The sequence below is a fragment of the Amycolatopsis sp. NPDC049159 genome (assembly GCF_040648295.1).
GTDB classification, from domain to species: Bacteria; Actinomycetota; Actinomycetes; order Mycobacteriales; family Pseudonocardiaceae; genus Amycolatopsis; species Amycolatopsis pretoriensis_A.
Window position 1 is genome coordinate 121,501 of sequence record NZ_JBEZDL010000023.1, and the last position, 22,836, is coordinate 144,336.

Annotated in this window: 20 protein-coding genes; 13 read left to right on the forward strand and 7 right to left on the reverse strand. The window is 72.8% G+C overall.

Annotated elements, in window-relative coordinates; genetic code table 11:
• The first annotated feature begins 1 nt into the window (after window position 1).
• Both AB0B33_RS36555 and AB0B33_RS36560 read left to right on the forward strand, forming a co-directional pair.
• The gene (locus tag AB0B33_RS36555; protein ID WP_360780489.1) at window positions 2-1,120 is read left to right on the forward strand and encodes a sensor histidine kinase; all 1,119 of its coding nucleotides are present in this window, start codon (window positions 2-4) and stop codon (window positions 1,118-1,120) included.
• Window positions 1,120-1,764, forward strand: a complete 645-nt coding sequence (locus tag AB0B33_RS36560; protein WP_360780670.1) for a response regulator transcription factor — start codon at window positions 1,120-1,122, stop codon at window positions 1,762-1,764. The genes AB0B33_RS36555 and AB0B33_RS36560 overlap by 1 nt, the downstream gene beginning before the upstream one ends.
• A 4-nt stretch (window positions 1,765-1,768) precedes the next feature.
• On the opposite strand, the gene AB0B33_RS36565 is transcribed toward AB0B33_RS36560, so the two are convergent.
• The 3 genes from AB0B33_RS36565 to AB0B33_RS36575 all read right to left on the reverse strand — a co-directional run bounded on the left by AB0B33_RS36565 (window position 1,769) and on the right by AB0B33_RS36575 (window position 3,722).
• Window positions 1,769-2,329, reverse strand: a complete 561-nt coding sequence (locus tag AB0B33_RS36565) for a PadR family transcriptional regulator (RefSeq protein ID WP_360780492.1) — start codon at window positions 2,327-2,329, stop codon at window positions 1,769-1,771.
• Between the two features lie 6 nt (window positions 2,330-2,335).
• A complete protein-coding gene (locus AB0B33_RS36570) occupies window positions 2,336-2,725 on the reverse strand; it encodes a nuclear transport factor 2 family protein (protein ID WP_360780495.1) in 390 nt (129 codons plus the stop codon).
• A 253-nt stretch (window positions 2,726-2,978) separates the two neighbouring features.
• The gene (locus AB0B33_RS36575; RefSeq protein ID WP_360780498.1) at window positions 2,979-3,722 is read right to left on the reverse strand and encodes an SDR family oxidoreductase; all 744 of its coding nucleotides are present in this window, start codon (window positions 3,720-3,722) and stop codon (window positions 2,979-2,981) included.
• Window positions 3,723-3,821: 99 nt separating this feature from the next.
• Between AB0B33_RS36575 and AB0B33_RS36580 the strand changes: the two genes are divergently transcribed.
• Entirely contained in the window at window positions 3,822-4,682 is an 861-nt protein-coding gene (locus AB0B33_RS36580; protein WP_360780501.1) for an RNA polymerase sigma-70 factor, read from the forward strand.
• 4 nt (window positions 4,683-4,686) lie between these two features.
• On the opposite strand, the gene fadD8 is transcribed toward AB0B33_RS36580, so the two are convergent.
• A complete protein-coding gene (fadD8, locus tag AB0B33_RS36585) occupies window positions 4,687-6,291 on the reverse strand; it encodes a fatty-acid--CoA ligase FadD8 (RefSeq protein WP_360780504.1) in 1,605 nt (534 codons plus the stop codon).
• 127 nt (window positions 6,292-6,418) lie between these two features.
• On the reverse strand, window positions 6,419-7,804 hold the full coding sequence (locus tag AB0B33_RS36590; protein WP_360780507.1) for an alpha/beta hydrolase domain-containing protein: 1,386 nt from the start codon (window positions 7,802-7,804) through the stop codon (window positions 6,419-6,421).
• 320 nt (window positions 7,805-8,124) lie between these two features.
• On the opposite strand from AB0B33_RS36590, the gene AB0B33_RS36595 reads away from it, so the two are divergent.
• Window positions 8,125-9,411, forward strand: coding sequence for a sigma-70 family RNA polymerase sigma factor (locus AB0B33_RS36595; RefSeq protein ID WP_360780510.1), 1,287 nt, complete (start codon window positions 8,125-8,127; stop codon window positions 9,409-9,411).
• 32 nt (window positions 9,412-9,443) lie between these two features.
• Here AB0B33_RS36595 and AB0B33_RS36600 read toward each other — a convergent pair whose 3' ends face one another.
• Complete coding sequence (locus tag AB0B33_RS36600) at window positions 9,444-11,741, reverse strand: PQQ-dependent sugar dehydrogenase (RefSeq protein WP_360780512.1); 2,298 nt, start codon at window positions 11,739-11,741, stop codon at window positions 9,444-9,446.
• 130 nt (window positions 11,742-11,871) lie between these two features.
• The gene (locus AB0B33_RS36605) at window positions 11,872-12,501 is read right to left on the reverse strand and encodes a TetR/AcrR family transcriptional regulator (RefSeq protein ID WP_360780515.1); all 630 of its coding nucleotides are present in this window, start codon (window positions 12,499-12,501) and stop codon (window positions 11,872-11,874) included.
• A gap of 75 nt (window positions 12,502-12,576) precedes the next feature.
• Here AB0B33_RS36605 and AB0B33_RS36610 point away from each other — a divergent pair, with 75 nt between their 5' ends.
• The 9 genes from AB0B33_RS36610 to AB0B33_RS36650 all read left to right on the forward strand — a co-directional run bounded on the left by AB0B33_RS36610 (window position 12,577) and on the right by AB0B33_RS36650 (window position 22,830).
• A complete protein-coding gene (locus AB0B33_RS36610) occupies window positions 12,577-13,437 on the forward strand; it encodes an NAD(P)H-binding protein (protein WP_360780518.1) in 861 nt (286 codons plus the stop codon).
• 47 nt (window positions 13,438-13,484) lie between these two features.
• Complete coding sequence (locus tag AB0B33_RS36615; RefSeq protein ID WP_360780521.1) at window positions 13,485-14,006, forward strand: PadR family transcriptional regulator; 522 nt, start codon at window positions 13,485-13,487, stop codon at window positions 14,004-14,006.
• Window positions 14,003-14,683 (forward strand): ABC transporter ATP-binding protein, encoded by a 681-nt coding sequence (locus AB0B33_RS36620; RefSeq protein WP_247023801.1) that lies wholly within the window; start codon window positions 14,003-14,005, stop codon window positions 14,681-14,683. The genes AB0B33_RS36615 and AB0B33_RS36620 overlap by 4 nt, the downstream gene beginning before the upstream one ends.
• 697 nt (window positions 14,684-15,380) lie before the next feature.
• Entirely contained in the window at window positions 15,381-17,579 is a 2,199-nt protein-coding gene (locus tag AB0B33_RS36625) for an FtsX-like permease family protein (protein WP_360780525.1), read from the forward strand.
• Window positions 17,580-17,733: 154 nt separating this feature from the next.
• Entirely contained in the window at window positions 17,734-18,558 is an 825-nt protein-coding gene (locus AB0B33_RS36630; protein WP_360780527.1) for a hypothetical protein, read from the forward strand.
• Window positions 18,559-18,721: 163 nt separating this feature from the next.
• A complete protein-coding gene (locus tag AB0B33_RS36635; RefSeq protein WP_360780530.1) occupies window positions 18,722-19,726 on the forward strand; it encodes a LacI family DNA-binding transcriptional regulator in 1,005 nt (334 codons plus the stop codon).
• On the forward strand, window positions 19,723-20,664 hold the full coding sequence (locus tag AB0B33_RS36640; RefSeq protein ID WP_360780532.1) for a sugar ABC transporter permease: 942 nt from the start codon (window positions 19,723-19,725) through the stop codon (window positions 20,662-20,664). Before AB0B33_RS36635 ends, AB0B33_RS36640 begins: the two co-directional genes overlap by 4 nt.
• A gap of 2 nt (window positions 20,665-20,666) precedes the next feature.
• A complete protein-coding gene (locus tag AB0B33_RS36645; RefSeq protein ID WP_360780535.1) occupies window positions 20,667-21,494 on the forward strand; it encodes a carbohydrate ABC transporter permease in 828 nt (275 codons plus the stop codon).
• 55 nt (window positions 21,495-21,549) lie between these two features.
• Window positions 21,550-22,830 (forward strand): sugar ABC transporter substrate-binding protein, encoded by a 1,281-nt coding sequence (locus tag AB0B33_RS36650; RefSeq protein ID WP_360780538.1) that lies wholly within the window; start codon window positions 21,550-21,552, stop codon window positions 22,828-22,830.
• The last annotated feature ends 6 nt before the right edge of the window (window positions 22,831-22,836 follow it).

Genomic DNA, 22,836 nt, shown 5'->3' on the forward strand with positions numbered 1-22,836 from the left:
GATGAGGCGAGCGCTGGTGTGGTGGGACGGGCGCGCCCTCCTGCTCGCGCTCGACGTCGCCGTGGCCGCCGCCATCATCGCGGTCACCCTCGCCGGCGGTGACCCGCGTGACCCGCACCCGGCGCTCTACGTGCCGGCGGTGGTCGTCTCGGGGCTCGCGCTGCTCGTGCGGCGGCGCTGGCCGTTCCTGGTGCTGCTGGTCGCGGTCGCGTGCATGCCGGCCGGGGTGACGCTGCTGCCGCTGATGGTGGCGCAGTACTCGGTCGCCGTCCGGTACGGCGTGAGCGTCGTGACCGGGCTGGCGGTCGTCATCGCCGGGATCGCCGGGAACGTCGTGCCGGTGCTGCGGGCGCCGGCGAGCTTCACGCTGCTGGTGCTCGTGCTGGGCTTCTTCGTGCTCGGCCCGGCGCTGGCCGGCCTGTGGATGCACCAGCGCGCCGCCCTGCTGGCCGTGCTGCGGGAGCGGGCCGACGAAGCCGAGCGCACCCGCACACTGCTGGCCGACCAGGCGGTCTTCGCCGAGCGGCGGCGGATCGCGCGGGAGATGCACGACGTCGTCGCCCACCGCGTGACGGCCGTCGCGCTGCAGGCCGGCGCGCTGTCGCTGCGGGCGCCGGACGAGAAGACCGAGCAGGCCGCCGAGACGATCCGGGCCACCAGCGCGTCCGCGCTCGACGAGCTGCGGGACATCCTGCGCGTGCTGCGCGACGACGCCGTCGAGGTGCCGGGCGCCGGGGTGCTCGCGTCGCTGGAAGACCTGGTGGAAGAGGTCGCCGCGACCGGTGCGCGGGTCGAGCTGGCGCTGCCCGACCCGCTGCCCGTGGTGCCGGACCAGGTCGGCCGCGCCGTCTACCGGGTCGTGCAGGAAGCGCTGACCAACGCGGGCAAGCACGCGCCGCACGCGGCGGTCGACGTCCGGCTGGACGTCACCGGTGACCGGCTCGCGGTGGAGGTGACCAACCGGCTCACCCCGCACGGCAGCGCCGTCCCGGGGTCCGGCTACGGGCTGGTCGGAATGCGGGAACGGGTGGAACTGGCGGGCGGCGACCTGCGGACGGGCCCGGCGGGCGACGGCCGGTTCCGGGTGCTGGCCCGGTTCCCGGTGGGAAGGGAAGCATGATGACGGTGAAGGTCGTGCTGCTGGAGGACGAGGAACTCGTCCGCAGCGGCATCCGGATGATCCTCGAGTCGGCCGACGACGTCGAAGTGGTCGCCGAGGACACCGACGGCTCGCACGCGGTCGAGCTGACCGACCGCCACCGGCCGGACGTCGTGCTCACCGACGTCCAGATGCCGAAGGTCGACGGCCTCGAGGTGGTCAAGCGGCTGGCCGGCCACCCGGCGGCGCCCGCGGTGGTCGTGCTGACGACGTTCGACGTCGACGAGTACGTCTACACGGCGCTGCGCCACGGCGCGGCGGGCTTCCTGCTCAAGGACACCCCGCCCCGCGAGCTGGTGACGGCGGTCCGGGTGGCGGCCCGCGGCGAGGCGATGCTGTCCCCGAAGATCACCAAGCGCCTGCTCGCGGACTTCGCCTCGGGCGGCGGGAGCGTCCAGGCCAGGGCCCGGCTGTCGGTGCTGACACCGCGGGAGCACGACGTCGCCGTCCACATCGGACGCGGCCAGAGCAACGCGGAGATCGCGAAGGCGCTCGTGGTGAGCGAGTCGACGATCAAAGTCCACATCGGACGCATCATGGCCAAGCTCGCGGCGGCGAACCGCACCCAGGTGGCGATCCTGGTCCACGACGCCGGCTTGAGCTGACGCGCTAGGTGCCGGCCGCGCGGCGCCGCAGGATCTTCAGGGACTGCTCGCACCACCGCAGGTTCTCGCGCTCGAACGCCAGCCCGCGCATCAGCGTCAGGTACGGCCCGATCCGCTCCGCCTCGGCGAGGTAGTCGTCTTCGAAGCGGCCGTCCAGCAGCCGCGCGCGGAGCCGCTCGTAGCGGGCGATCTTGGCTTCCGCGCGGGCCATCCGCTCCTCGAGCGCGGCCTGCACCGCCGCCTCGTCGCCCTCGTCCACCGCCTGCACCTGGACCATGAGCTCGTCGCGGATCACGCCCGGGCGGGGCGGGCGCGCGGTGAACTCGCGCAACGCCCGGCGCCCGGCCTCGGTCAGCGAGAACAGGCGCTTGTCCGGACGGCGTTCCTGGTGCACGAGCCGGGCCGCGACCAGGCCGCCGGTCGCCATCCGGTCGAGTTCGCGGTAGAGCTGCTGCGGGGTCGCCGCCCAGAAGTTCGCCACCGAGGCGTCGAAACCCTTCGCCAGGTCGTAGCCCGACGCCTCGCCTTCGAGCAGCGCCGCCATCAGGGCGTGGCGCAGTGCCATACTCACTTAGTTGAGCGCTTCGCGCTGAATCTGCTCGAACTGCGCCGCCATCGCCTCGGCCAGTGCCTGCGCCGCCGACAGCGGGCGGACCATCACCGTGAATTCGTCGATCAGGCCGTCGGCGTCGAGGTGCAGGAAGTCGCAGCCCTCGACCCGCACGTCCCCGATCCGGGCTTCGAAGACGAGCGCGTGGTCCCGGCCCTCGTCGCCGCTCAGCTCGCGCACGTAACGGAAATCTTCGAAGACGCGCAGGACACCCCGCAGGATCGCGGCGGTGATCGCCTTGCCGGGGTAGGGCTTGAACGCCACCGGGCTGCGGAACACGACGTTCTCCGCGAGCGTCGCGGCCATGGCCTCGGGATCACGGGCCTCGACGGCCTTGCGGAAGCTGCTCATTGCGCCACCTCACCTAGTCAATTAGTTGAGTAAAGCGTAGCAGCATGGTCATCCGTGCAGGCCGGCGCGCGGACGTGCACCCTCACCGCGCCACCACCCAGGGGCCGTACTACTTCGACGCCGACAAGATCCGCAGCGACGTCCGCGAGGACAAGCAGGGGATGAAACTGCGGCTGTCCCTGCGGGTGCAGGACAGCGAGACGTGCAAGCCGATCCCGCACGGGTGGCACCGCGCCACCCGTGCGGGACCGCGTCACGACCGGGTCAGCCAGGTGCCGAGGGTCGTCTCCGCGAGGTGCGCGCCCGGGCCGGGCAGCAGGTCTTCCGGCCCCGGGACGGCTCCGAAGTACGGCGCCGCCGGGTCGGTGACCACCTCGCGCGGGTCGGAACGCGCGGTCAGCACGCGGCGGACCCACTCGTCGAGGCCGAACACCTCGGGGCCCGCCACCTCGGTGACGCCGCCGACCGGCGTCCCCGCGGCGGTCCGCCCGACGGCGGCCGAGACCTCCGCGGCCGCCATCGGCTGCACGCCCGCGCCGGGCAGCCGGACCACGCCGTCGGTGGTCGAGGTGTCCGCGATGCCGCCGGCGAACTCGAAGAACTGCGTGGCGCGCACGATCGAGAACGGCAGGCCGGCCGCGGTGATCAGCTCCTCCTGCACGAGCTTGGCGCGGAAGTACCCGACGCCGGGCTGGCGGTCCGTGCCGACCACCGAGAGCGCGACGTAGTGCCCGGCGCCCGCGTCCTTCGCGGCCTCGACGATGTTCCGGGTCGAGGTGGTGAAGAAGGCCATCACGTCGTCGTCGGCGAACGACGGCGAGTTCGACACGTCGACGACGACGTCCGCGCCCCGCAGCACCTCCTTGAGGCCCGCTCCGGTGAGCGTGTTCACGCCGGTGCTCGGCGCGGCGGGCACCGCCTCGTGCCCGTGCCCGGCCAGCCTCGCGACCAGGGCGGTGCCGATCAGACCGGTCCCGCCGATGACGACGACCTTCATGGGGCGTCCTTTCCGTTCCGGCGCGCCCCGGACGGTCCCGGGACGCCGCACACCCGCTACGACAAGACAGCGCGCGGATTTGTGACAGGATTCGGAACCGTGGAGGGTCTCGACGACGCCGCCGCCGTGTTCGGCGAGGTGCGGCCGCGGCTGTTCGGCATCGCCTACCGCATGCTCGGCAGCGCCGTCGACGCCGAGGACCTCCTGCAAGATGTCTGGCTGCGCTGGCAGGCGAGCGACCGGGCCGCGGTGCTCAACCCCGCCGCCTACCTCGCCACGACCACCACCCGGCTGGCGATCAACGCCACCAAGACCGCCTACGCGCGCCACGAAACCTACGTCGGCCCGTGGCTGCCGGAGCCGGTCGACACGGCCGCCGACCCGCAGCTGGGTGCCGAACGGGGCGCCGTGCTCGAGCTCGCCGTGCTCCTCCTGCTGGAAAAGCTCACCCCGACCGAGCGCGCGGCCTACGTGCTGCGCGAAGCGTTCGACTACCCGTACCGCGAGATCGCCGACATCGTGCAGACGACGGAAGCCGCGGCCCGCCAGCTGGTCAGCCGGGCGCGCAAGCACCTGGCGGCCGGGCGCCGCACGCCCGCCGGGCTGCCCGAGCAGCGCCGCCTGCTGACCGCGTTCGTCGCCGCGGCCCAGGCCGGCGACCTGGCGGCGCTGGAGCAGCTCTTCGCCGCCGACGTGATCAGCTACTCCGACGGCGGGGGAGCGGCCCGGGCTTCGCGCATCCCGGTGCGCGGCGCGACGACGGTGGCGAAGTACGTCCGCGCGTTCGCCACCCGGTTCTGGGAAGGGGTGTCGGTGACGCCGGCGTTCGTCAACGGCGCGCACGCCATGCTGCTCTCGCGGGACGGCGAAATCTTCACCGTGCTCACCGTCACCGCGTCCGAAGAAGGCATCGACCAGGTGCTGTGGATGATGAACCCGGGCAAGCTCGCCGCCGTATAACGCCCTACACGGCGGCGCTGCGGGGCTCGTACTGAGCGCGGAGCGCCTTCTTGTCCGGCTTGCCCAGCCCCGTCATCGGCAGGGAAGCGGCGACGATCACCTGTTTGGGGACGTGCACCGGGCCCTTGCGCTCTCGTACCGCCGCTTGGATCTCGGTGGTGAGACGCTCGATCGCGGCCTCGTCCAGGGCTTCGCGCAGGACGACGACCGCCGTCACGGCCTCGCCCCACTTCTCGTCCGGCGTGCCGATCACGCCGACCTGCGCGACCGCGGGGTGCTCGGCGACGACGTCCTCCACCTCGCGGGGGAACACGTTGAACCCGCCGGTGACGATCATGTCCTTGACCCGGTCGACGATGAACCAGAACCCGTCCTCGTCCTCGCGGGCGACGTCGCCGGTGTGCAGCCAGCCGTCGCGGAAGGTCTCGGCGGTGACTTCCGGCAGGTTCCAGTAACCGCCGGCCAGCAGCGGCCCGGCAACGCAGATCTCGCCGGGCTCGCCGGGGGCGACCGGGACACCGTCGGGGCCGAGCAGCGCCGTGCGGAGGAAGGCCGACGGCCGCCCGCAGGACGCCAGCCGCGCGTCGTCGTGGTCGCCCTTGGCGAGGTAGCTGATCGCCATCGGGGCTTCGGACTGGCCGTAGTACTGCGCGAAGATCGGCCCGAACCGGTCGATCGCCTCGCGCAGCCGCACCGGGTTGATCGACGCCGCCCCGTAGTAGACCGTCTGCAGCGACGAGAGGTCGCGGGTGCGCGAGTCGGGGTGGTCCATCAGGGCGTAGAGCATGGTCGGCACCAGCATGGTGGCGGTGATCCGCTGCTCTTCGATGACGCGCAGCACTTCGGCGACGTCGAACTTCGGCAGCACGACCAGGGAACCGCCCTTGAGCAGCGTCGGCGCGAAGAACGCCGCGCCGGCGTGGGAAAGCGGGGTGCAGATGAGGAACTTCGGCGCTTCGGGCCACTCCCACTCGGAAAGCTGGATCTGGGTCATCGTGGTCATCGCCCGCGCGGTACCCATGACGCCCTTGGGTTTCCCCGTGGTGCCGCCGGTGTAGGTGATGGACACGACCTGGTCCGGCGGCAGCTCGACCGGCACGAGCGGCCGCGGCTCGAACCCGGCGGCGGCGGCGGTCAGGTCCTTGCCGACGTGGGACAGGGCGTCCGGCACCGGTCCGATGGTGAGCACCCGGGTCAGCCCGGGCACCTTCTCCAGGAGGCCGAGCGCGCGGTCGACGAAGGCGGGCACCGGGTCGATGATCAGCGTGGTGATGCCGGCGTCGGCGAGGATGTAGGCGTGGTCGTCGAGCGAGCCCAGCGGGTGCAGCGCGGTCCGCCGCGAGCCCTGCACCTGCCCGGAGGCGATGACGAGCAGGACTTCGGGCCGGTTCAGCGACAGCAGCGCCACGGGTGCCCCGGTGCCGGCCCCGAGCGCCTCGAAGGCCTGGGCGTACTGGCTGACCTGTTCGGCGGTCCGGCCCCCGGTCAGCGTGGTGTCGCCGAGCACCATCACGGGCTTGTCCCGGTGGCGCTTGAGGGCGGACACGACGAGGTGTCCGAGGTGGTTCGGGTACCGCATCGCCTGCTCGTCCATCGGGCTCCCTTCCACGGCGTCAGACTAGAACACGTTACTGTTTCGGGCAACATCCGACGACGGGGCAAGGTTTGGCGGCTTGCTCACGTGCTGGAACAGGTTTCAGTGCCCGCCCCGCGGTGGCCGGGCGGGCACTGAAGCGTCACGGCACCGGGGCCGCCTGGGCGCGGGCCACGGCCTCGTCACGGTCGGCGCCCAGCAGGTAGCCCGCCCGCAGCGCCCGGTCCGCCGCCGCGGTGAACTTCGCGACGTACGTGGCGTGGTCCGGGTACAGCTGCCGGATCCGCGCCGGTGACAACGGTGTCGTCGTCCCGAGCAGCAGGCAGGCACCCGGGACGTTGCCGCCGCTGTTGTTCGGCGCGTAGGCCGCCAGCGGGGCTTCGAAATCCGGCAGCCGGACGCCGCCGAGGGCGTTCTGATCGGCGTCGCGCACGACGATGACGTTGAGCAGCAGCGAAATCGGCGGCGCGAGGGGCGGGGCGCCGCCACCGCGGGCCCAGCGGTCCAGGTGCGCGAACGCCGCGTTCTCCGCGTACCGGAAGGTCATGCTGTTGACCGGCTTGTCGCACGTCGTCGGCGCGCCGCCGTTGAGGGAGCCGTCCCGCGCGTTGGCGGCGTTGTAGAGGTCGAGCCCGTACTGGTCGGCGTGCGCGGTGCCGGCCACCTCCCAGGTGCGCACCCGTGCCGTGTTCTGGCGGACCGAAGCCGAAGCGACGACGTCGGTTTCGGATTGCAGGACGAACACCGGCACGTCGAGATCGGTGCGGATGCGGGCGGAGAGCGGGCCGAGGGCGCCGTCGCCGATCGGGGCCGCCGGCGCGGCGCGGCCGTGGATCAGGATGCCGTCGTAGGCGTGGCGCACCGGCTGGATCGCGTTGGCGTAGGTGGTCAGGCGCAGTGCCGACTGCGAGTGGCCGGTGGCCAGCACGACCGACGGCGTCCGGCCGCCGAGCAGCCGCGGTGTGGCCCGGACGGCCTGCGCGGCCTGGGAAAACACGTCGTAGGAAAGCGCATCCCCGCTCAGGTCCACGCCGGCGTACCGGCCTGGGTCGAGGCTCTTGAGCTTGTCGGCACCCGCTTTCTGCGTCGTCACGCCGATGTAGGTGTAGCCCTCACGCGTGAAGTGCTCGTAAGACTGCGAGAAGTCGACCGGGATGTCGACGCCGAAGCTGACGTTGAGCCACTCGACCACGACGGTGCCGTTGAAGCGCGCGGGATCCGCCGGCCGCACCACGACCAGCCGCGTGGTGTACGGGGTGCCGGTGCTCACGATCCGGGTGGCCCATCGCCCGTCTTCGGTCCACAGGCCGGTCTGGGCGTACGTGTCGGCCTGGCCGGAAAGAAGGTACTCCTCCTCGACGTACCCGCGCGCGGCGAGGTCGAGGACGCCTTGGGAGCCGCTGACCGGCCAGCCCCGGCCGGCGTTCGCGGGGATCGCCGTCACGGCGGGCGCGCCGGCGCGCGCGGGTGCGGTGAGCACGAGACAGGGCAGGAGCGCGGTCAGCAGGACGAGCAGGGCTCTGCGCATGGGAATCCTTCCTGGTGGTGGCCGCGGCGGGTCGGCTCCGGCTCCCGCCACCGTCCACATCGGACACGAACGCGGTGGCCGGCCCGGCCACCGCCTTCGTCTTCTACTCGCCGGTACGGAAGAGGGCAACGACGGGCCCGGCGGCGGGGGTGGATTCGCCGGGGAAAGCTCAGGGAAGTGACAAATCGAAGGCACCGGTCACTCGGATCCGGAGAAATCCGGGAAGTCCTCCCGGGGCCGCAACCTTGCGCTGGTGTCACTCGTTGCGCGACTATTCGCGGAACGTTCTGCACGTGCAAGCGCACGGGCGAGGGGGTGTGGTGACCGAGGTGGTGCCGGCGGTGGCCGGGACGGTGGACGGCCCGAGCGACGCGGCTTTGATCGAGGCGGTGCGCGGCGGGGACATCGCCGCGTACGGCCGGTTGTACGACCGGCACCTCGGGGCCGCGCGCCGGGTGGCGGCCGCGATCGCGGCCGACGAGGCCGAGCGGGACGACCTGATCGCGGAAGGATTCACCCGCGTACTACGGATTCTGCGCTCCGGCGACGGTCCGGACGAAGATTTCCGGCCGTATTTGCTGACCACCATCCGGAACACGATGATCAGCTGGCGGCGGCGGGACTCGGCGGTCTCGCTCGTCGCCGAGGTGCCGGACGTCGTGCCGGGCGAACGGAGCGACGAGCCGGTGGACAGCCGGCTGCACGCGAGCGTCGCCGCGGATGCGTTCGCGAGCCTGCCCGAACGGTGGCGAACTGTCCTGTGGCGGACCGAAATCGACGGCGAATCGCCCGCGCGGATCGCCGCCGACATCGGGATGACGCCCAACGGCGTCGCCGCGCTGGCCTACCGCGCCCGCGAAGGGCTGCGCCAGGCCTACCTGGACCAGCACGTCCCGGCCGCGCGGCGGCGGAACTGCAAGGTCGTCTCCGGGCAGCTGGCCCGGTACGTGCGCGACGGGATCGGGGACCACAAGGCCCACCGGATCACCAGCCACCTCGACCGCTGCCCCGACTGCCGGGAACTCGCCGGCGGCCTCCGGCTGCTCAACGAAGAACTGCCCGGCGCGATCGCCCCGCTCATCCTGGGCGTCCCGATCGTGTCGCAGTGGTTGTCCGCCACGGGATCGCTCGCCTCGTCCAGTGCCGCGGCGAGCACGTCGGCGTTGTCGTGGGCGACGGCGGCGAAGGTGGCCGCGGCGAGCGCGGCGCTGGTCACGACCGTGACCATCGGCGCCAGCACGTCCGACCTCGCGCCGGCGCCGGGCGCCGACGGTGCGGCTTCGCAGCCGGCGGAAACCGGGCCCGCGGCGGGCGTGCCCGCCGCGGGCAGCGGTTCGCAACCGGCCTCGGCAGCTCAGGTGACGTCGGTGCCGCCGACGCCGGGGGAGTCCGGGGAAGCGGCGGCGGGCGAGGAGCAGGCCGAGACCACCGGCGCCGGCGAGACGGCCGCGGACGGCAACCAATCGGCGAACGGCAACCAAGCGGCGAAGGAGTCCAGGCAAGCCGCGAAGGAGTCGAAGCAGGCGTCGAAGGAAGCCGCCAAGGAGTCCAAGCAGGCGGCGAAGGAGTCGACGAAGGCGGAGAAGACGAAGGAGCCCAAGGGCTGACCCGGCCCCCGCGCGGGGGCCGGGCCACCCGGTCAGCAGGGCTGCAGCAGCCAGCAGAGCCGGAAGTTCGCCTGGTAGGTCGCCCCGGCCGGCGGCGCGACGACGTTCTGCGTGCGCGCCCCGCCGTGCGCCCAGCTGGTGAAGGCGTACTTCAGGTTGAGCGGCGGCAGGTTCTGCGGGCTGTTCGCACTGATCGAATTCGTCGATCCGGCGATCACCGTGCGGGAGAACGGGGTCCGCTGCTGGGTCCCGCCGACGGTGAGCATCGCCTGGCTCGGGCTCGACGTGAAGTTCAGCGCCACCGTCTTCGGCTGCAGGTCGATCGTCTTGGTCCCGGTGCGGCCGGTCGAGTCCGCCGCGGTCAGCGTCAGCTGCAGGTACGACGGGTACTCGTGGTCCGGTGCGACGAACGACCCCGAAGCCACGCCCGGGAAGTCCTGGACGTTGTGGGTGTGGCAGGTGCCGTTGGCCGCGCAGTGCCGGATCGCGAGCCGCCACGACAGCGCCGAGGGCGGGAGCTGACCGTCCTGGGCGTCGATCGCGCGCCCGGCGAAGGGCACGGTCTGGCCGACCGACCAGGTGAGCGCGGCGTCGGGCGTGTCGATGACCGGCACCGGGTCGAGCCCGGCCGGGTTCCCGATGGTGACGCGGACGGTCGTGGTCGCCGTCGCGCCGTGCGAGTCGGTCACCCGCAGCCCCGCGTCGACCGCCGCCGCCGTGCCGTACGTCCACGTGGGCCGCGGCGCGGCGGAGTCGTCGTACGCGCCGTCGGCGTCGAGATCCCAGGCGTAGCTCAGGGTGTCCCCGGCGTCCGGGTCGGTGGAGCCGGTGCCGTCGAACTGGACGGTGAGCGGCGCGGGCCCGCTCGACGGCGTCGCCGTGGCCGCGGCGACCGGCGGCCGGTTGGTGCCGCCGGGGTAGCTGACGCGGCGGAGCTCACCGGCGCCGAGTGCGACGTAGAACAGGTCGCCGCCGGGGCCGGTGAGCACCTGGACCGGCACGTTGGCTCCGGTCACGAACGGCACCAGTCGGCTCGGGCTGGGCTGGCCGCCGGAGGCCTGCATCGCCCAGATGCAGCCGCGGGAGGAATCGGCGAAGAACAGCGCGCCGGCGTACTCGGCGGGGTAGTTGCTGCCGGCTTCGAAGGCGATGCCGCTGATCGAGGAGCCGCCGGTCGGGCACGGGTCGCTCGCGACGACCTTGGCGTTGTGGTTGTAGGCGTAGTACGGCGCGGTCTGGCCGCCCGCCGAGTAGAGCGATTCGCAGCGGTCGAGGTTCGCGCCGTCGTAGCCTGCCTGCCGGGCGGTGCCCTCGAAGCAGGGCCAGCCGAAGTTCTCGGCCACGGCGTCGCCGACGTTCGCGACGCGGTTGATCTCTTCCCACGTGTTCCAGCCGACGTCGCCGGCCCACAGTTCGCTCGTGCCCGGCCGGAAGCCGAACCGGAACTGGTTGCGCGCGCCGTAGGCGATGATGCGGCGGGCGTTGGCGTCGGCGCTGCCCGCGAACGGGTTGCCGGGCAGCCCGGCGCCGGTGTCGGGGTCGATGCGCAGGATCGTGCCGTTGAGCAGCACCGGCTGTCCGGCCGCCCGGCGCGGGGACTGCGAGCGCAGCGCGCCGCCTTCGGCCGACGGCGGCGAGAGGTTCGTGCCGGCGGGGGAGGGCGGGTCGGCGCAGGGGTTCCCGACCTGGCCGTAGTCGGCGAAGTTGAAGCTGGCGCCGTCCCCGCCGCCCGCGTACAGGGCGCCGTCCGGGCCGAAGGCGAGCGAGCCGATCGAGTGGCTGGGGAACTGCTGGCACCAGCCGGTGACCAGCGGCTTCTCGCTGACCGCGGTCCCGGCCGGGCCCATGGTCAGCTGGGAGACGCGGCCGGTGACGACGCAGCCCTGGTCGGTCGCGCCCGGCGGCGTGGGACAGGTGTCGCCCCAGCGCGGCGCGGTGCCGCCCGGCTCGGCGTCGAGGGTGTAGGAGACGTAGACGTACGGCCGGGCGGGGAAGCCCGGGTCGATCGCGAGCCCGAGCAGGCCCCGGTCCCAGAAGTCCTGGGTCGGGGTGCGCAGGTCGGCGAACACGGTCGGGGTCGGGTCGGCGAGGGAGTCGAAGACCTTGACCAGGCCGCTCTTCTCGGCGATGAACACCCGCCCGTCGGGCGCGAGCGCCGCGGCGGTCGGCGAGGTCAGGCCGCCGATGGCGACGGTGTCGGCGAACCCGGCCGGCACCGCGGCGGCCGGTGGCGCGGCGGCCACGGCCAAGCCGAGGGCGAGCGGCACGACGACGCCCAAAGCCAAGGCACGTCGGGATCTTCGCGGAAGCGTGGAGCGACGAGAACTCATCACGAACTCCTGGGGTGGCGGGGACCGGACAAGCGCGAACGCTGTCCCCTATGGCGCGAGGAGTCCGAAAGTTGTTACACCGCAGACAAAAGTGTCCACGAATCGCGCAAACCCCCGGAGGGTGAATAACTCACTGCCGCGGCCGGGACAGCCATTCGGCCAGCAGCGCGCGTTCGGCGTCGGTGAGCTGCGCGGGCGCGGCGTCCGGGGTCGGGACGTCGGTCAGGATCCGGTGCGCGACCGCCTCCCACATCGCGTCGGCGAGACCGGGGTCGCGGCCGGTCGGCGGCGCGGCCAGCAGGGCGAGCACCGTGCCGGTGCCGGCGGCGTGGACCAGGTCGACCGCGCGCGGCTCGGGGACGCGCAGGCGGCCGGCCTCCGCGACGCGGCGGATGCGGGCGCGCAACACCGCCAGGCCCGCCTCCGCCGCCGGGGACACGCGGCCGGGGACGACCAGCAGGCCGAACAGAGCCGCGTTGGCGAGACCGAAGCCGATGTGCGCGTCCCAGCCCGTCCGGAGGTCGGTGACCGGGTCGCCGGTGCCGGCGGTGCCGGACTTCTCGGCGACGTAGGTGGTGAAGACGTGCTCGGCGACCGCGTCGAGCAGCGCGTCCTTGTCCTCGAAGAACCGGTAGAGGGCCGGTGCCTGCAGGCCGGCCGCCTGGGCGACCGCGCGGACGGTCACCGCCGCCGCGCCGTGCTCCTGGAGCAGCCGCGCGGCGGTTTCGACGATCTTCTCGCGGGCTTCCGTCCGGTTCATGGTTTCGATGGTAACGCATCTCTGCTATCAATGGTGCTAACGTAGTTACTAACGACGTTAACGAAGGGAAGCACCATGATCGTCATCACCGGGGGCACCGGCAAGCTCGGCTCGCAGGTCGTCGCCCACCTCCTCGACCGGGTTCCGGCCGGCGAAATCGGCGTGAGCGTCCGCGAGCCCGCCCGCGCGGCCGGGCTCGCCGAGCGGGGCGTCCGCGTGCGCCGCGGCGACTTCGCCGACCCGGCCTCGCTGGCCGAGGCGTTCGAGGGCGCGACGCAGGTCCTCGTCGTCTCGACGGACGTGACCGGCGACACGGCCGTCGCGCACCACGCCGCGGCGATCGACGCCGCGCGCGAGGCGGGGGTGAAGCGCGTGCTCTACACGAGCCACCAGGCGGCCGCGGCGGACTCGCTCTTCGCGCCGATGCCTGACCACGCGGCGACCGAACGCCACCTCGCGGCGGCGGGCTCGCCGTTCACCGTGCTCCGCAACGGGTTCTACGCCGCCACCGTCCCGCTGCTGCTCGGGGAGGCGCTGCGGACCGGCGAACTGGTCGCCCCGGCCGACGGCCCGGTGTCGTGGACGGCGCACGCCGACCTCGCCGAGGCGGCGGCCGTCGTCCTGGCCGACGAGGGCCGGTTCGACGGGCCGACGCCGCCGCTGACCGCGCCGGCCGCCCTCGACCTCGGCGACGTCGCCGCTCTGCTCACCGAGCTCACCGGCCGCCCGATCCGGCGCGTGGTGGCCGAGGACGGCGAGTGGGTGGCCGGCTTGACCGGGCACGGTGTCCCGGAGGCGCAGGCGACGCTGCTGCTCGGCATGTTCCACGCGGCTCGCCGGGGCGAATTCGCCGTCACCGGGCCTTCGCTCGAAAAGCTGCTGGGGCGTCCGGCGACGCCGCTCCGGGCGGTCCTGGCTTCGGCGATTTCACTATGAACAGGGTGTATAAACCCTAGCTATACACACTGTGTACAGTGACCCGCATGTCGATCGGACTGACCTTGCTCGGGCTGCTGGAGCGCGGCCCGCGGCACGGCTACGACCTGAAACGCGCCTACGACGACCGGTTCGGGCACGACCGACGCGTGCACTACGGCCAGGTCTATTCGACCCTCGCGCGGCTGCTGAAGCAGGGGCTCGTCGAGGCCGACGGCGTCGAGGTGGACGGCGGCCCCGAGCGAAAGCGCTACGCGATCACCGACGCCGGGGTCGCCGACGTCGGGACCTGGCTCGGGACACCGGAGAAGCCCGAGGCGTACCTGCAGAACACGCTGTATACGAAGGTGGTGCTCGCGCTGCTGTCCGGGCGGCCGGCCGCCGAGGTCCTCGACGTCCAGCGGTCGGCGCACCTCGACGCCATGCGCGAGCTGACCCGCCGCAAGACCGCGGGTGATCTCGTCGACCAGCTGATCTGCGACCACGCGCTGTTCCACCTGGAGGCCGACCTCCGCTGGCTGGAGCTGACCGCGGCCCGGCTCGACCAGCTGGCGAAGGAGATCGCGTGAGCGAGGTGCTGCTGGAGGCGGCGGAGGTGCGGAAGGCCTACGGGCCGACCGAGGCACTGGCGGGGGCGAGCCTGCGGGTCCGCGCGGGCGAGGTCGTGGCGCTGATGGGGCCGTCGGGGGCGGGCAAGTCGACGCTGTTGCACTGCCTGGCCGGGATCGTCCGGCCGGACGGCGGCACGGTCCGCTACGACGGCGCCGACCTGGCCGGCCTGACCGACCGCGCGCGTTCGGCGTTGCGGCGCACGGACTTCGGGTTCGTGTTCCAGTTCGGGCAGCTGGTGCCGGAGCTGACGTGCCTGGAGAACGTGGCGCTGCCCCTGCGGTTGAACGGCGTGCGCGGCCGGGTCGCCGCGGAGCGCGGGCGCGCGATGCTGGCGGAGCTGGACCTGACCGGCATCGAGGGAAAGCGGCCGGGGGAGGTGTCGGGCGGGCAGGGCCAGCGGGTGGCGGTCGCCCGCGCATTGGTGACGGACCCGCGCGTGGTGTTCGCGGACGAGCCGACGGGAGCCTTGGACTCCCTCAACGGGGAGCAGGTGATGCAGCTCTTGACGACCGCGGCCCGCGACCGCGACGCGGCGGTGGTCCTGGTGACCCACGAGCCCCGGGTGGCGGCGTATTCGGACCGCGAGGTCGTCGTCCGCGACGGCCGGACCCGCCAGCTGGAGGTGACCCGATGACCGAACTCCGGCCGGCGGCCGACTCCCCGCTGGGGCAGCGGTCGGGGGAGAGGCGGCTGGGGGTATCGGAGCCGACGCCCGGCCCGCGGCCGGTAGGCGCGGTGCACGGTAGGCCCCGGCGGCTCAGTGCCGGCGTGGGCCGGGGTTGGGTGGTGCGTGGGCTGGGGTGGCTCGGGGCTGACCGGCGCTGGGCGGCACGCGGGCTCCGGTGGCGTCAGGTCGACCGGGGTTGGGTGATGGGCGGGGAGGGGTCGCTCGGGGCCGACCGGGGTCGGGTGATGGGTCGGGAGGAGTGGCTCGAGGCTGACCGGCGTTGGGTGGTGCGCGGGGTTCGGTGGCGTCAGGCCGACCGGGGTTGGGTGGTGCGCGGCGAGGGGTGGCTCGAGGCTAACCAGCGCTGGGTGCGCGGGACCCGGCGACTCGGGGCTGACCGGCGTTGGGTGGCGCGCGGGGTTCGGTGGCGTGAGGCCAACCAGCGCTGGGTGGTGCGTGGGCTGGGGTGGCTCGGAGCTGACCGGCGCTGGGCGGCACGCGGGGTTCGGTGGCGTCAGGCCGACCGGGGTTGGGTGGTGCGCCGGGAAGGGTGGCTCGAGGCCGACCGGCGCTGGGTGCGTGGGACCCGGCAACTCAGCGCCGACCCGCGCCGGGTGGCCGGCCTTGCCCTCAATCTGCCGGTCCGTCAGGCGGAGGTGGTCCGATGATCCGGCGCTGGGCCACCGACTTCGGGCTCGGGATGCGGCTCGCCCTCGGCGGCGGGGGTGTCCGGACCGCGTGGGCGCGGCTCGCACTGACCGCCGTCGGGGTCGGGCTCGGTGTGGTCGTGCTCCTCACCGCCACCTCGCTTCCCCACATGCTCGGCGCTCGGGCCGACCGGTCCGCCGGGCGCGCGGCCGTGGCCGGGGCCGTCGAGGGCGTCGATCCCGTCTACGCCGTCGTTCGCAACGACGAGTTCCGCGGGAGCGGCCTCCAGGGCTACCTCGTGCAGCCCACCGGACCGCGGACGCCCGCCGTTCCGGGGGTCGGACGGCTGCCGGGTCCCGGTGAGGCCGTGCTTTCGCCCGCGCTCGCCGCACTCCTGCAGTCGCCGGAAGGGGAACTGCTGCGCCCGCGCTTCGCGCAGCGCGTGATCGGCACCATCGGCGACGCCGGGCTGACCGGGCCGAACGAGCTGTACTTCTACGTCGGCTCCGCGACCGTCGCCACGCAGCCCGAAGCCGTCACCGTCAGCGGGTTCGGGGGTTCGCCCGTGCGGCGCGGGCTCGATCCGCTCGAACTGCTGCTCGTCGTGGTCGGGGCGACGACCTGCCTCGTGCCGGTGTTCGTCTTCGTCGTCACGAGCACCCGGCTCGCCGCGGCCGCGCGCGATCGGCGGCTGGCCGCGCTGCGGCTGGTCGGCGCGGACCGCGGGCAGGTGCGCCGGATCGCCGCCGGGGAGGCGCTGCTCGGGTCCTTCGCCGGGCTCGTCGTCGGCGGGGCGCTGTTCCTGCTCGTGCGCGCGCTCGTCCCGCGGATCACCGTGTCCGCCTTCCGCGGTGGCATCTTCGCCGCCGACGTCCTGCCCGACTGGCGCCTCGGTGTGCCCGCACTCCTCGCGCTCCCGCTGCTGGCGTGCGCGGCGGCCGTCTTCGCGCTGCGGCGGGTCGTCGTCGAGCCGCTCGGGGTCGTGCGGCGCGGGACGCGGGTGCGGCGGAAACTCTGGTGGCGCCTGCTGCCCGCGGTCGCCGGCGGGGTGCTGCTGGCCGTCCGCGCCGGGGCCGGAGACGCGCTCGACCCCGCCGTGATCGCCGGTGTCGTGCTCGTCCTCACCGCCGTGCCGCTCGTGCTGCCGTGGCTGGTCGAGCGCGTCGCCGGCGCGCTGCACGGCGGTTCGCCCGCCTGGCTGCTGGCCGTGCGCCGGCTCCAGCTCGACAGCGCGACGGCGGCCCGGCTGGTCGGTGGCATCGCCGTCGTGCTCGCCGGATCCATTGCGCTGCAAGGGGTCTACGCGCGGGCGGAGAGCGACCGGCCGCCGCCCGGGGACGTCCAGGTGTTCGCGACCGCCTTCGCCACGAACCTCGCCGACGTCGAGGCGTTCACCACCGCCCTGCACGCCCTGCCCGGGCTGGGCGGCGTCCCGGTGGAAACCCGCGGGCTGGTGCGGACCGCGGCGGGGGAGCGGAAGTCCGTCGTGGTGGCGCCGTGCGCCGAACTCGCGATCGCCGGCTGCCGCGACGGCGACGTCTACGCGGAGGGTCCCGGGGCGCCCGGGCCCGGCGAAAGGGTCTCGTTCACGACCGGCGGCAATCCACAGTGGACGGTACCGGTGGACCGCTACCACGTGCGCGCCGGTGAAGGGTCGGCGCTGCTCGTCACGCCGGGAGCACTCGGCACGACGACGAGCGCCGGGCTGAGCTCGAACGCGCGGATCCCCGACGCCGGGCCGGACGTCGTCGAGCGGGTGCGCAACGTCGTGGGCTGGAACGGAGCCGTCGCTTCGCTCGGCACCGAACGGGACGGCACCTACGCCCTCATCACGCGGGTGCTGTCGGTCGGCTCGGTCCTCGTGCTGCTGCTCGCCGCGGGCAGCCTGCTGATCGCGGCGTGGGAACAGCTCCGCGAACGTCGGCGCAGTCTCGCCGCGCTGATGGCGAACGGCGTCGGACGCGGGGTGCTCGCCCGGTCCCTGGTGTGGCAGCTGGCGATCCCGGTCGCGGTGGCGGTCGTCGTCGCCGTGCTCGCCGGGCTCGGCCTCGACTGGCTGCTGCTCACCCTGGTGGTGCACCGCCCGGTCGCGGTCGACCTGGCGACGATCGGCGTGCTGACGGCGACCGCGGCCGCCTCGGTGCTGTTCGTGACCGCCGTGACACTGCCCGCGTTGTGGCGCACCGCGAGCCTGGAGCAGTTGCGGGAAGAGTGACGGAACCGGTGCGGCGCACCGGAATCCGCGCCGACCGTTCGGTAGGGACGGCGATGCTGCCCGAAGGGGCGCCCTCTTCGCCGTGGCGGGGCCGCCTCGGACTCGGCGATGGTGGACGGGCAGATGTCCGCCGAGCCGAGTTTCGAGGCAGCCGATGCGCACCATGTACGACGCGCTCACCGCGCGCAACATCCTGAAGAAGGACCGGCGGCCCGTGCTGGTGGCCGGGTACATCGACCGGATCAGGCTCGCGCCGTGGACCGACGCCGACTGGGAGCTGTTCCCGGACGCGCTGAAGGTGCGGATCGCCAAGAAGGCGTCCACGGACGACGGTCACGTCCTCGACGTCGAGCCCGGCGACGCGCGGCCCGAGGAAGCGCCGGGCTGGGCGGCGATGCGGCGCGGGTCGGGGTTCGCGCACCCGGTCGTCTACTGCAACCGGTCGACGTGGCCGAAGGTGAAGGCCGCGTTCGCCGACCAGGACGTCGAACCGCCGCTGTACTGGATCGCGACGGCCACCGGGCGGCGCGAGATCCCGCCCGGCGCGATCGCGGCGCAGTACCTGCTCGACGTCGCGCCCGGCATCGACGTCTCCGTCGTGGCCGACTTCTGGCCCGGCGTCGACGGGCCGTCGCCGGCACCCCTTGCCACCGAACCCGGAGTGGAGTTCATGGAACGCATCACGGTCACCCCGCCCAACGCCGGCTCCAACACCGTCCGGCTCACCCTCTCCGGCAGCGCCGGCGCCGCGATCGTCGTCCGCCCGCGCATCAACCGCGACGGCGTGGCGAAGCCGATGTGGGTCGGCAACATCTTCGCGTGGGGCTCGGACAAGGTCGGCGTCGGCCACAACCCGAAGTCCGACCCGGACTACGACGACCGCCTCATCTCCCACCGGCGCTTCACGCTGCCGGGCGCGCTGTGGGCGGACCTCGAGTACAGCGCCGCAGAGCCCTTCGACATCGACATCGTCGGCTGAGGGCGGGGCGCCCGCTCGTGACCGGGCGGGCGCTCTCCGTGGTGTGTTGACAGCTTCGCCGAGCAGGTGCAAGTATCGGGATTAATCCGATTGGAAACGTTTCCAAGCACTGCTTCCGAACTTGGAAACGTTTCCAGCACCTGACTCGAGGGTGGAAGCGACGATGACGTCACCACGCGCCACGCTGTTGCAGGTGGCCGAGCGCGCCGGGGTCTCCTTGGCCTCGACCTCCCGTGCGCTGCACGGGACGGGCGCGAGCCCGGCGATGGTCGAGCGCGTCCGCGCCGCGGCCGCCGAGCTCGGCTACAGCGCGGACGCGATCGGGCGGTCGTTGCGGCTGAAGAAGACCTTCCAGGTCGCCTTCGCCGTCGCCGACATCGGGAACCCCGTCTACGTCGAGATGATGCGCGCCATCCACGAGGTGCTCGAACCGCACGGCTACCGCGTCGTCGTGATGAGCACCGGCGACACCGCGACCTCGACCACCGAACTCGTCCGCAGCCTCAACAGCGGCTTCGTCGACGGCATGATCGTCACCCCGCTGCGCACCGACGACCGGCTCATCGCCGAGATCCAGCGGGCGCCCGTCCCGGTCGTCGTGATCGGCCGGGCGCTGGACGACCGGGGGATCAGCTCGGTATCCACCGACTCCGCGGGCGGGATCGGCGCGGCCGTGGCGCACCTGCACGCCATCGGCCGCCGCCGGATCGGGTTCCTCAACGGGCCGCTCGACACGACGCCCGGCGCGTCCCGCCAGCGCGGGTTCGACGGCGCCACCGAGACCACCGCCTTCGAGCGCGTGGACCAGGAGATCGCCGCCGACTTCACCGTCGCCGCGGGCCTCGAAGCCGCCCGGACGCTGCTCGCCCGCGGTCCGGTCGACGCGCTCGTCGCGGCCAACGACCTGCTCGCCATCGGTGCGATCCGCGCGGTCCGCGAGAAGGGGCTGTCCGTGCCCGAAGACGTCGCCGTCACCGGCATGGACGACACCGAGCTCGGCCGCGTCTTCCAGCCGAGCCTGACCAGCGTGTCCCTCGGTTCGACCGAACGCGGGCGCGCGGCGGCGCGGATCATGCTCCAGCTCACCGACGACCCGGACCACCGGGCGCAGCAGATCGCCGTCGGCCCGGAGCTGATGGTCCGCGAGTCGACCGGAGGTGCGGCGTGACCGCGACCCTGACGCGCCCGGCGCCGGCGCCCGGGAAGAAGAAGCCCGTCCTGGCGCGCACCCGGCGGCGCGAGGCGATCGCCCTCGTTCTCCCGTCGCTGATCCCGATCCTCGTGCTCAGCGTCGCCCCGCTCGTCGTCGGCATCTTCCTCGCCTTCACCGATGCGCGCCTGGTGCGCCACCCCGACTACGGCTTCGCCGGCGTCGGCAACTTCACCCGGCTCGCCGGCAACGACCTGTTCTGGGACTCGCTGCGGATCGGCATGATCTGGACCGTCGGCGTCACCCTGCTCCAGCTCGCCGCGGCGATGGGATTGGCGCTGCTGCTCAACTCCGGGCTGAAACTGCAGGGCCTGACGCGGGTGCTCGCCCTGATCCCGTGGGCGATGCCGCCGGTCGTCGTGGCGATCATGTGGCAGATGATCTACTCGGCCAACGGCGGCCCGCTCAACGCCTTCCTCGGCGGCGTCGGCCTGCCCGACGACGTCAACTGGCTCGGCGACTTCTCCACCGCGCTGCCCGCGGTGATCGTCGTCGGCGTCTGGGTCGGCATGCCGCAGACGACGGTGACGCTCCTGGCGGGCCTGCAACAGATCCCGGCCGAACTGCACGAGGCCGCGTCGGTCGACGGCGCGGGTGCCTGGCGCCGGTTCACCGCGGTGACCTGGCCGAGCCTGCGGCCGATCGTCACGTCGATCACGTCGCTGAACTTCATCTGGAACTTCAACTCGTTCTCGCTGGTCTACGTGCTCACCGCGGGCGGACCGGGCGGCAAGACGATGGTGCCGGTGCTGTTCATCTACCTGGAAGCCTTCAAGAACCGCGAAATCGGCTACGCCGCCGCGATGGGCCTGGTGCTCGTCGTCGTGGTGGTGCTGATCCTCGCCGTCTACCTGCGGTCGCAGTTCCGCGACGACCGCGCCGCGAAGGGGCGGTGACCATGCGCGTCCTCGTGCGCCCGGCCCAGTACGCGGCCCTCGCGCTCTACATCCTGTTCCTCGGCTTCCCGTTGCTGTGGCTCGTTTCCGCGTCGGTGAAGTCGTCGGGCGAGCTGAACTCGCTGACGGTGAGCCTGCTGCCGGGCGAGTGGCACTGGGACAACTACACCGAAGCGCTGAACAAGCAGGGCCTGGTCCGGTCCGCGGCCAACAGCCTGGTCGTCGCGCTGGCTTCGACCGCGTTGTCGGTCGTCATCGCCGTGCCCGCCGCGTACGTCCTCGCGCGGCTCAAGGGAAAGGTGCGCGCGGCCGGCGTCGGCTGGATCCTGGTCAGCCAGGTGTTCCCGGTGGTGCTGATCATCCTGCCGCTGTTCCTGATCCTGCGGACGCTCGGCCTGGCCGACAACCTGGCCGGCCTGACGCTCGTGCACACGACGTACATGCTGCCGTTCGCGCTGTGGATGCTGCAGGGGTACGTCGCCGCGATCCCGGTGGAACTCGAGGAAGCCGGGGCGGTGGACGGCGCGAGCCGGCTGACGGTGCTGCGCACGATCGTCTTCCCGCTGCTCGCCCCCGGCGTAGTCGCGACCGCGATGTTCAGCTTCGTCTCGTCGTGGAACGAATTCTTCTTCGCGCTGGTGCTGCTGCAGTCGCCGGAGAACTACACCCTGCCCATCACGCTCACCATGTTCATCGGCGGCGAGGGCAAGGTCGCCCTCGGTCCGCTCGCCGCGGGCGCCGTGCTCGCGGCCATCCCCAGCATCGTCTTCTTCGGCATCCTGCGGAAGAAGCTCACCGGCGGCCTGATGGCCGGGGCGGTGAAGGGATGAAACCCTGCCCCTCAGAGGCTCTGCGCCTCAAAAGAAACGCGCGAAAGGTCGGTCGATGAAGACACGACGCACCCTGGTTGCCGGCGCACTGGCCGCCGTCGGACTGCTGCTCACCGCCTGCGGTGGCGGCGGCAACGGCGACAGCGGGGACGGCCCGGTCTCCCTCACCTTCCAGTCCCTGTCCGACCAGCCCGCGGCCATCGCCGCGACGCAGAAGATCGTCGGCGACTGGAACAAGGCCCACCCCGGCGTGCAGGTCAAGATCGTGCAGGCGGGCTGGGACGGCGTCTACGACAAGCTGATCACCCAGTTCAACGCCGGTTCGGCGCCCGACATCGTGCACTACGAGGCGGCCGGGATCGCGCCGTTCGCCACCGACGGCTTCCTCGCCGACCTCACGCCGTACCTCTCGGCGGAGAAGCGCGCGGACATCCCGAAGGGCGTCCTCGACTCGGTGACGGTCGAGGGCAAGGTGATCGCCCAGCCGACCGAGCTGCAGTCCTATGTGGTCTTCGCGAACAAGACCCAGCTGCAGCAGGCCGGCGTCACGATCCCGACCGGTGCCTCGATGACGTGGGACCAGCTGCGCGAGATCGCCAAGGCGACGACCAAGGACGGCAGGTTCGGTCTCGGCTGGGGCCTGTCGAGCCCGACGGCGGCGTTCGTCGCGCTCGCGCCGGGGTTCGGCGGGAAGTACTTCGAGGGCACCGGGAACGACGCCAAGCTGACGGCCGGGCCGGGGGAGCAGGCGCTGCCGCAGCTCGTCGACGCGATGGCGCACCAGGACCACTCGATCCTGCCGGTCACGCTGACGCAGTCCGGCACGAAGGCGCTGGCGCCGTTCTACGCGGGGCAGATCGCGATGACGGTCCAGGGTTCCTACCAGGCGGCCAACATCGCCAAGGACGCGCCGAAGGGCTTCGACTGGGTGGTCCTGCCGCCGCTGGCCGGCTCGGCCGGGCCCGCGCAGGCCGCGAACCCGCAGACGCTGTCGGTGAACAAGGACTCGGCGCACGTCAAGGAGGCCGCGGAGTTCGTGGACTTCTTCACCGGCACCGAAAACCTGGCCGCGATCAACGAGGCCGACGCCCTGATCCCGCCGACGACGTCGGCGCGGCAGGCGCTGGCCGCGAAGCTCGCCGGGAAGAACGGCTGGGACGCGATCCTCGCCTCGGGCGAGCACCTGACCTCGGCGCCCTACCTGTTCGCCGGCAAGTACGCGCAGTGGAAGGACACCGTCGCGACCCCGGCGTACCAGCAGTTCCTCGCCCAGAAGATCGACGCGGCCGGCCTCGCGAAGCAGCTCGAGGACGGCTGGAAGAACGTCAGCAAATGACAGGAG

What these genes read in the sequence shown, in the direction of transcription:
- AB0B33_RS36555 (WP_360780489.1), top strand. Translation starts at nt 2, where the DNA reads ATGAGGCGAGCGCTGGTGTGGTGGGACGGGCGCGCCCTCCTGCTCGCG.
- AB0B33_RS36560 (WP_360780670.1), top strand. Translation starts at nt 1,120, where the DNA reads ATGACGGTGAAGGTCGTGCTGCTGGAGGACGAGGAACTCGTCCGCAGC.
- AB0B33_RS36565 (WP_360780492.1), bottom strand. Translation starts at nt 2,329, where the DNA reads ATGGCACTGCGCCACGCCCTGATGGCGGCGCTGCTCGAAGGCGAGGCG.
- AB0B33_RS36570 (WP_360780495.1), bottom strand. Translation starts at nt 2,725, where the DNA reads ATGAGCAGCTTCCGCAAGGCCGTCGAGGCCCGTGATCCCGAGGCCATG.
- AB0B33_RS36575 (WP_360780498.1), bottom strand. Translation starts at nt 3,722, where the DNA reads ATGAAGGTCGTCGTCATCGGCGGGACCGGTCTGATCGGCACCGCCCTG.
- AB0B33_RS36590 (WP_360780507.1), bottom strand. Translation starts at nt 7,804, where the DNA reads ATGCGCAGAGCCCTGCTCGTCCTGCTGACCGCGCTCCTGCCCTGTCTC.
- AB0B33_RS36600 (WP_360780512.1), bottom strand. Translation starts at nt 11,741, where the DNA reads ATGAGTTCTCGTCGCTCCACGCTTCCGCGAAGATCCCGACGTGCCTTG.
- AB0B33_RS36605 (WP_360780515.1), bottom strand. Translation starts at nt 12,501, where the DNA reads ATGAACCGGACGGAAGCCCGCGAGAAGATCGTCGAAACCGCCGCGCGG.
- AB0B33_RS36610 (WP_360780518.1), top strand. Translation starts at nt 12,577, where the DNA reads ATGATCGTCATCACCGGGGGCACCGGCAAGCTCGGCTCGCAGGTCGTC.
- AB0B33_RS36615 (WP_360780521.1), top strand. Translation starts at nt 13,485, where the DNA reads ATGTCGATCGGACTGACCTTGCTCGGGCTGCTGGAGCGCGGCCCGCGG.
- AB0B33_RS36625 (WP_360780525.1), top strand. Translation starts at nt 15,381, where the DNA reads ATGATCCGGCGCTGGGCCACCGACTTCGGGCTCGGGATGCGGCTCGCC.
- AB0B33_RS36630 (WP_360780527.1), top strand. Translation starts at nt 17,734, where the DNA reads ATGCGCACCATGTACGACGCGCTCACCGCGCGCAACATCCTGAAGAAG.
- AB0B33_RS36635 (WP_360780530.1), top strand. Translation starts at nt 18,722, where the DNA reads ATGACGTCACCACGCGCCACGCTGTTGCAGGTGGCCGAGCGCGCCGGG.
- AB0B33_RS36645 (WP_360780535.1), top strand. Translation starts at nt 20,667, where the DNA reads ATGCGCGTCCTCGTGCGCCCGGCCCAGTACGCGGCCCTCGCGCTCTAC.
- AB0B33_RS36650 (WP_360780538.1), top strand. Translation starts at nt 21,550, where the DNA reads ATGAAGACACGACGCACCCTGGTTGCCGGCGCACTGGCCGCCGTCGGA.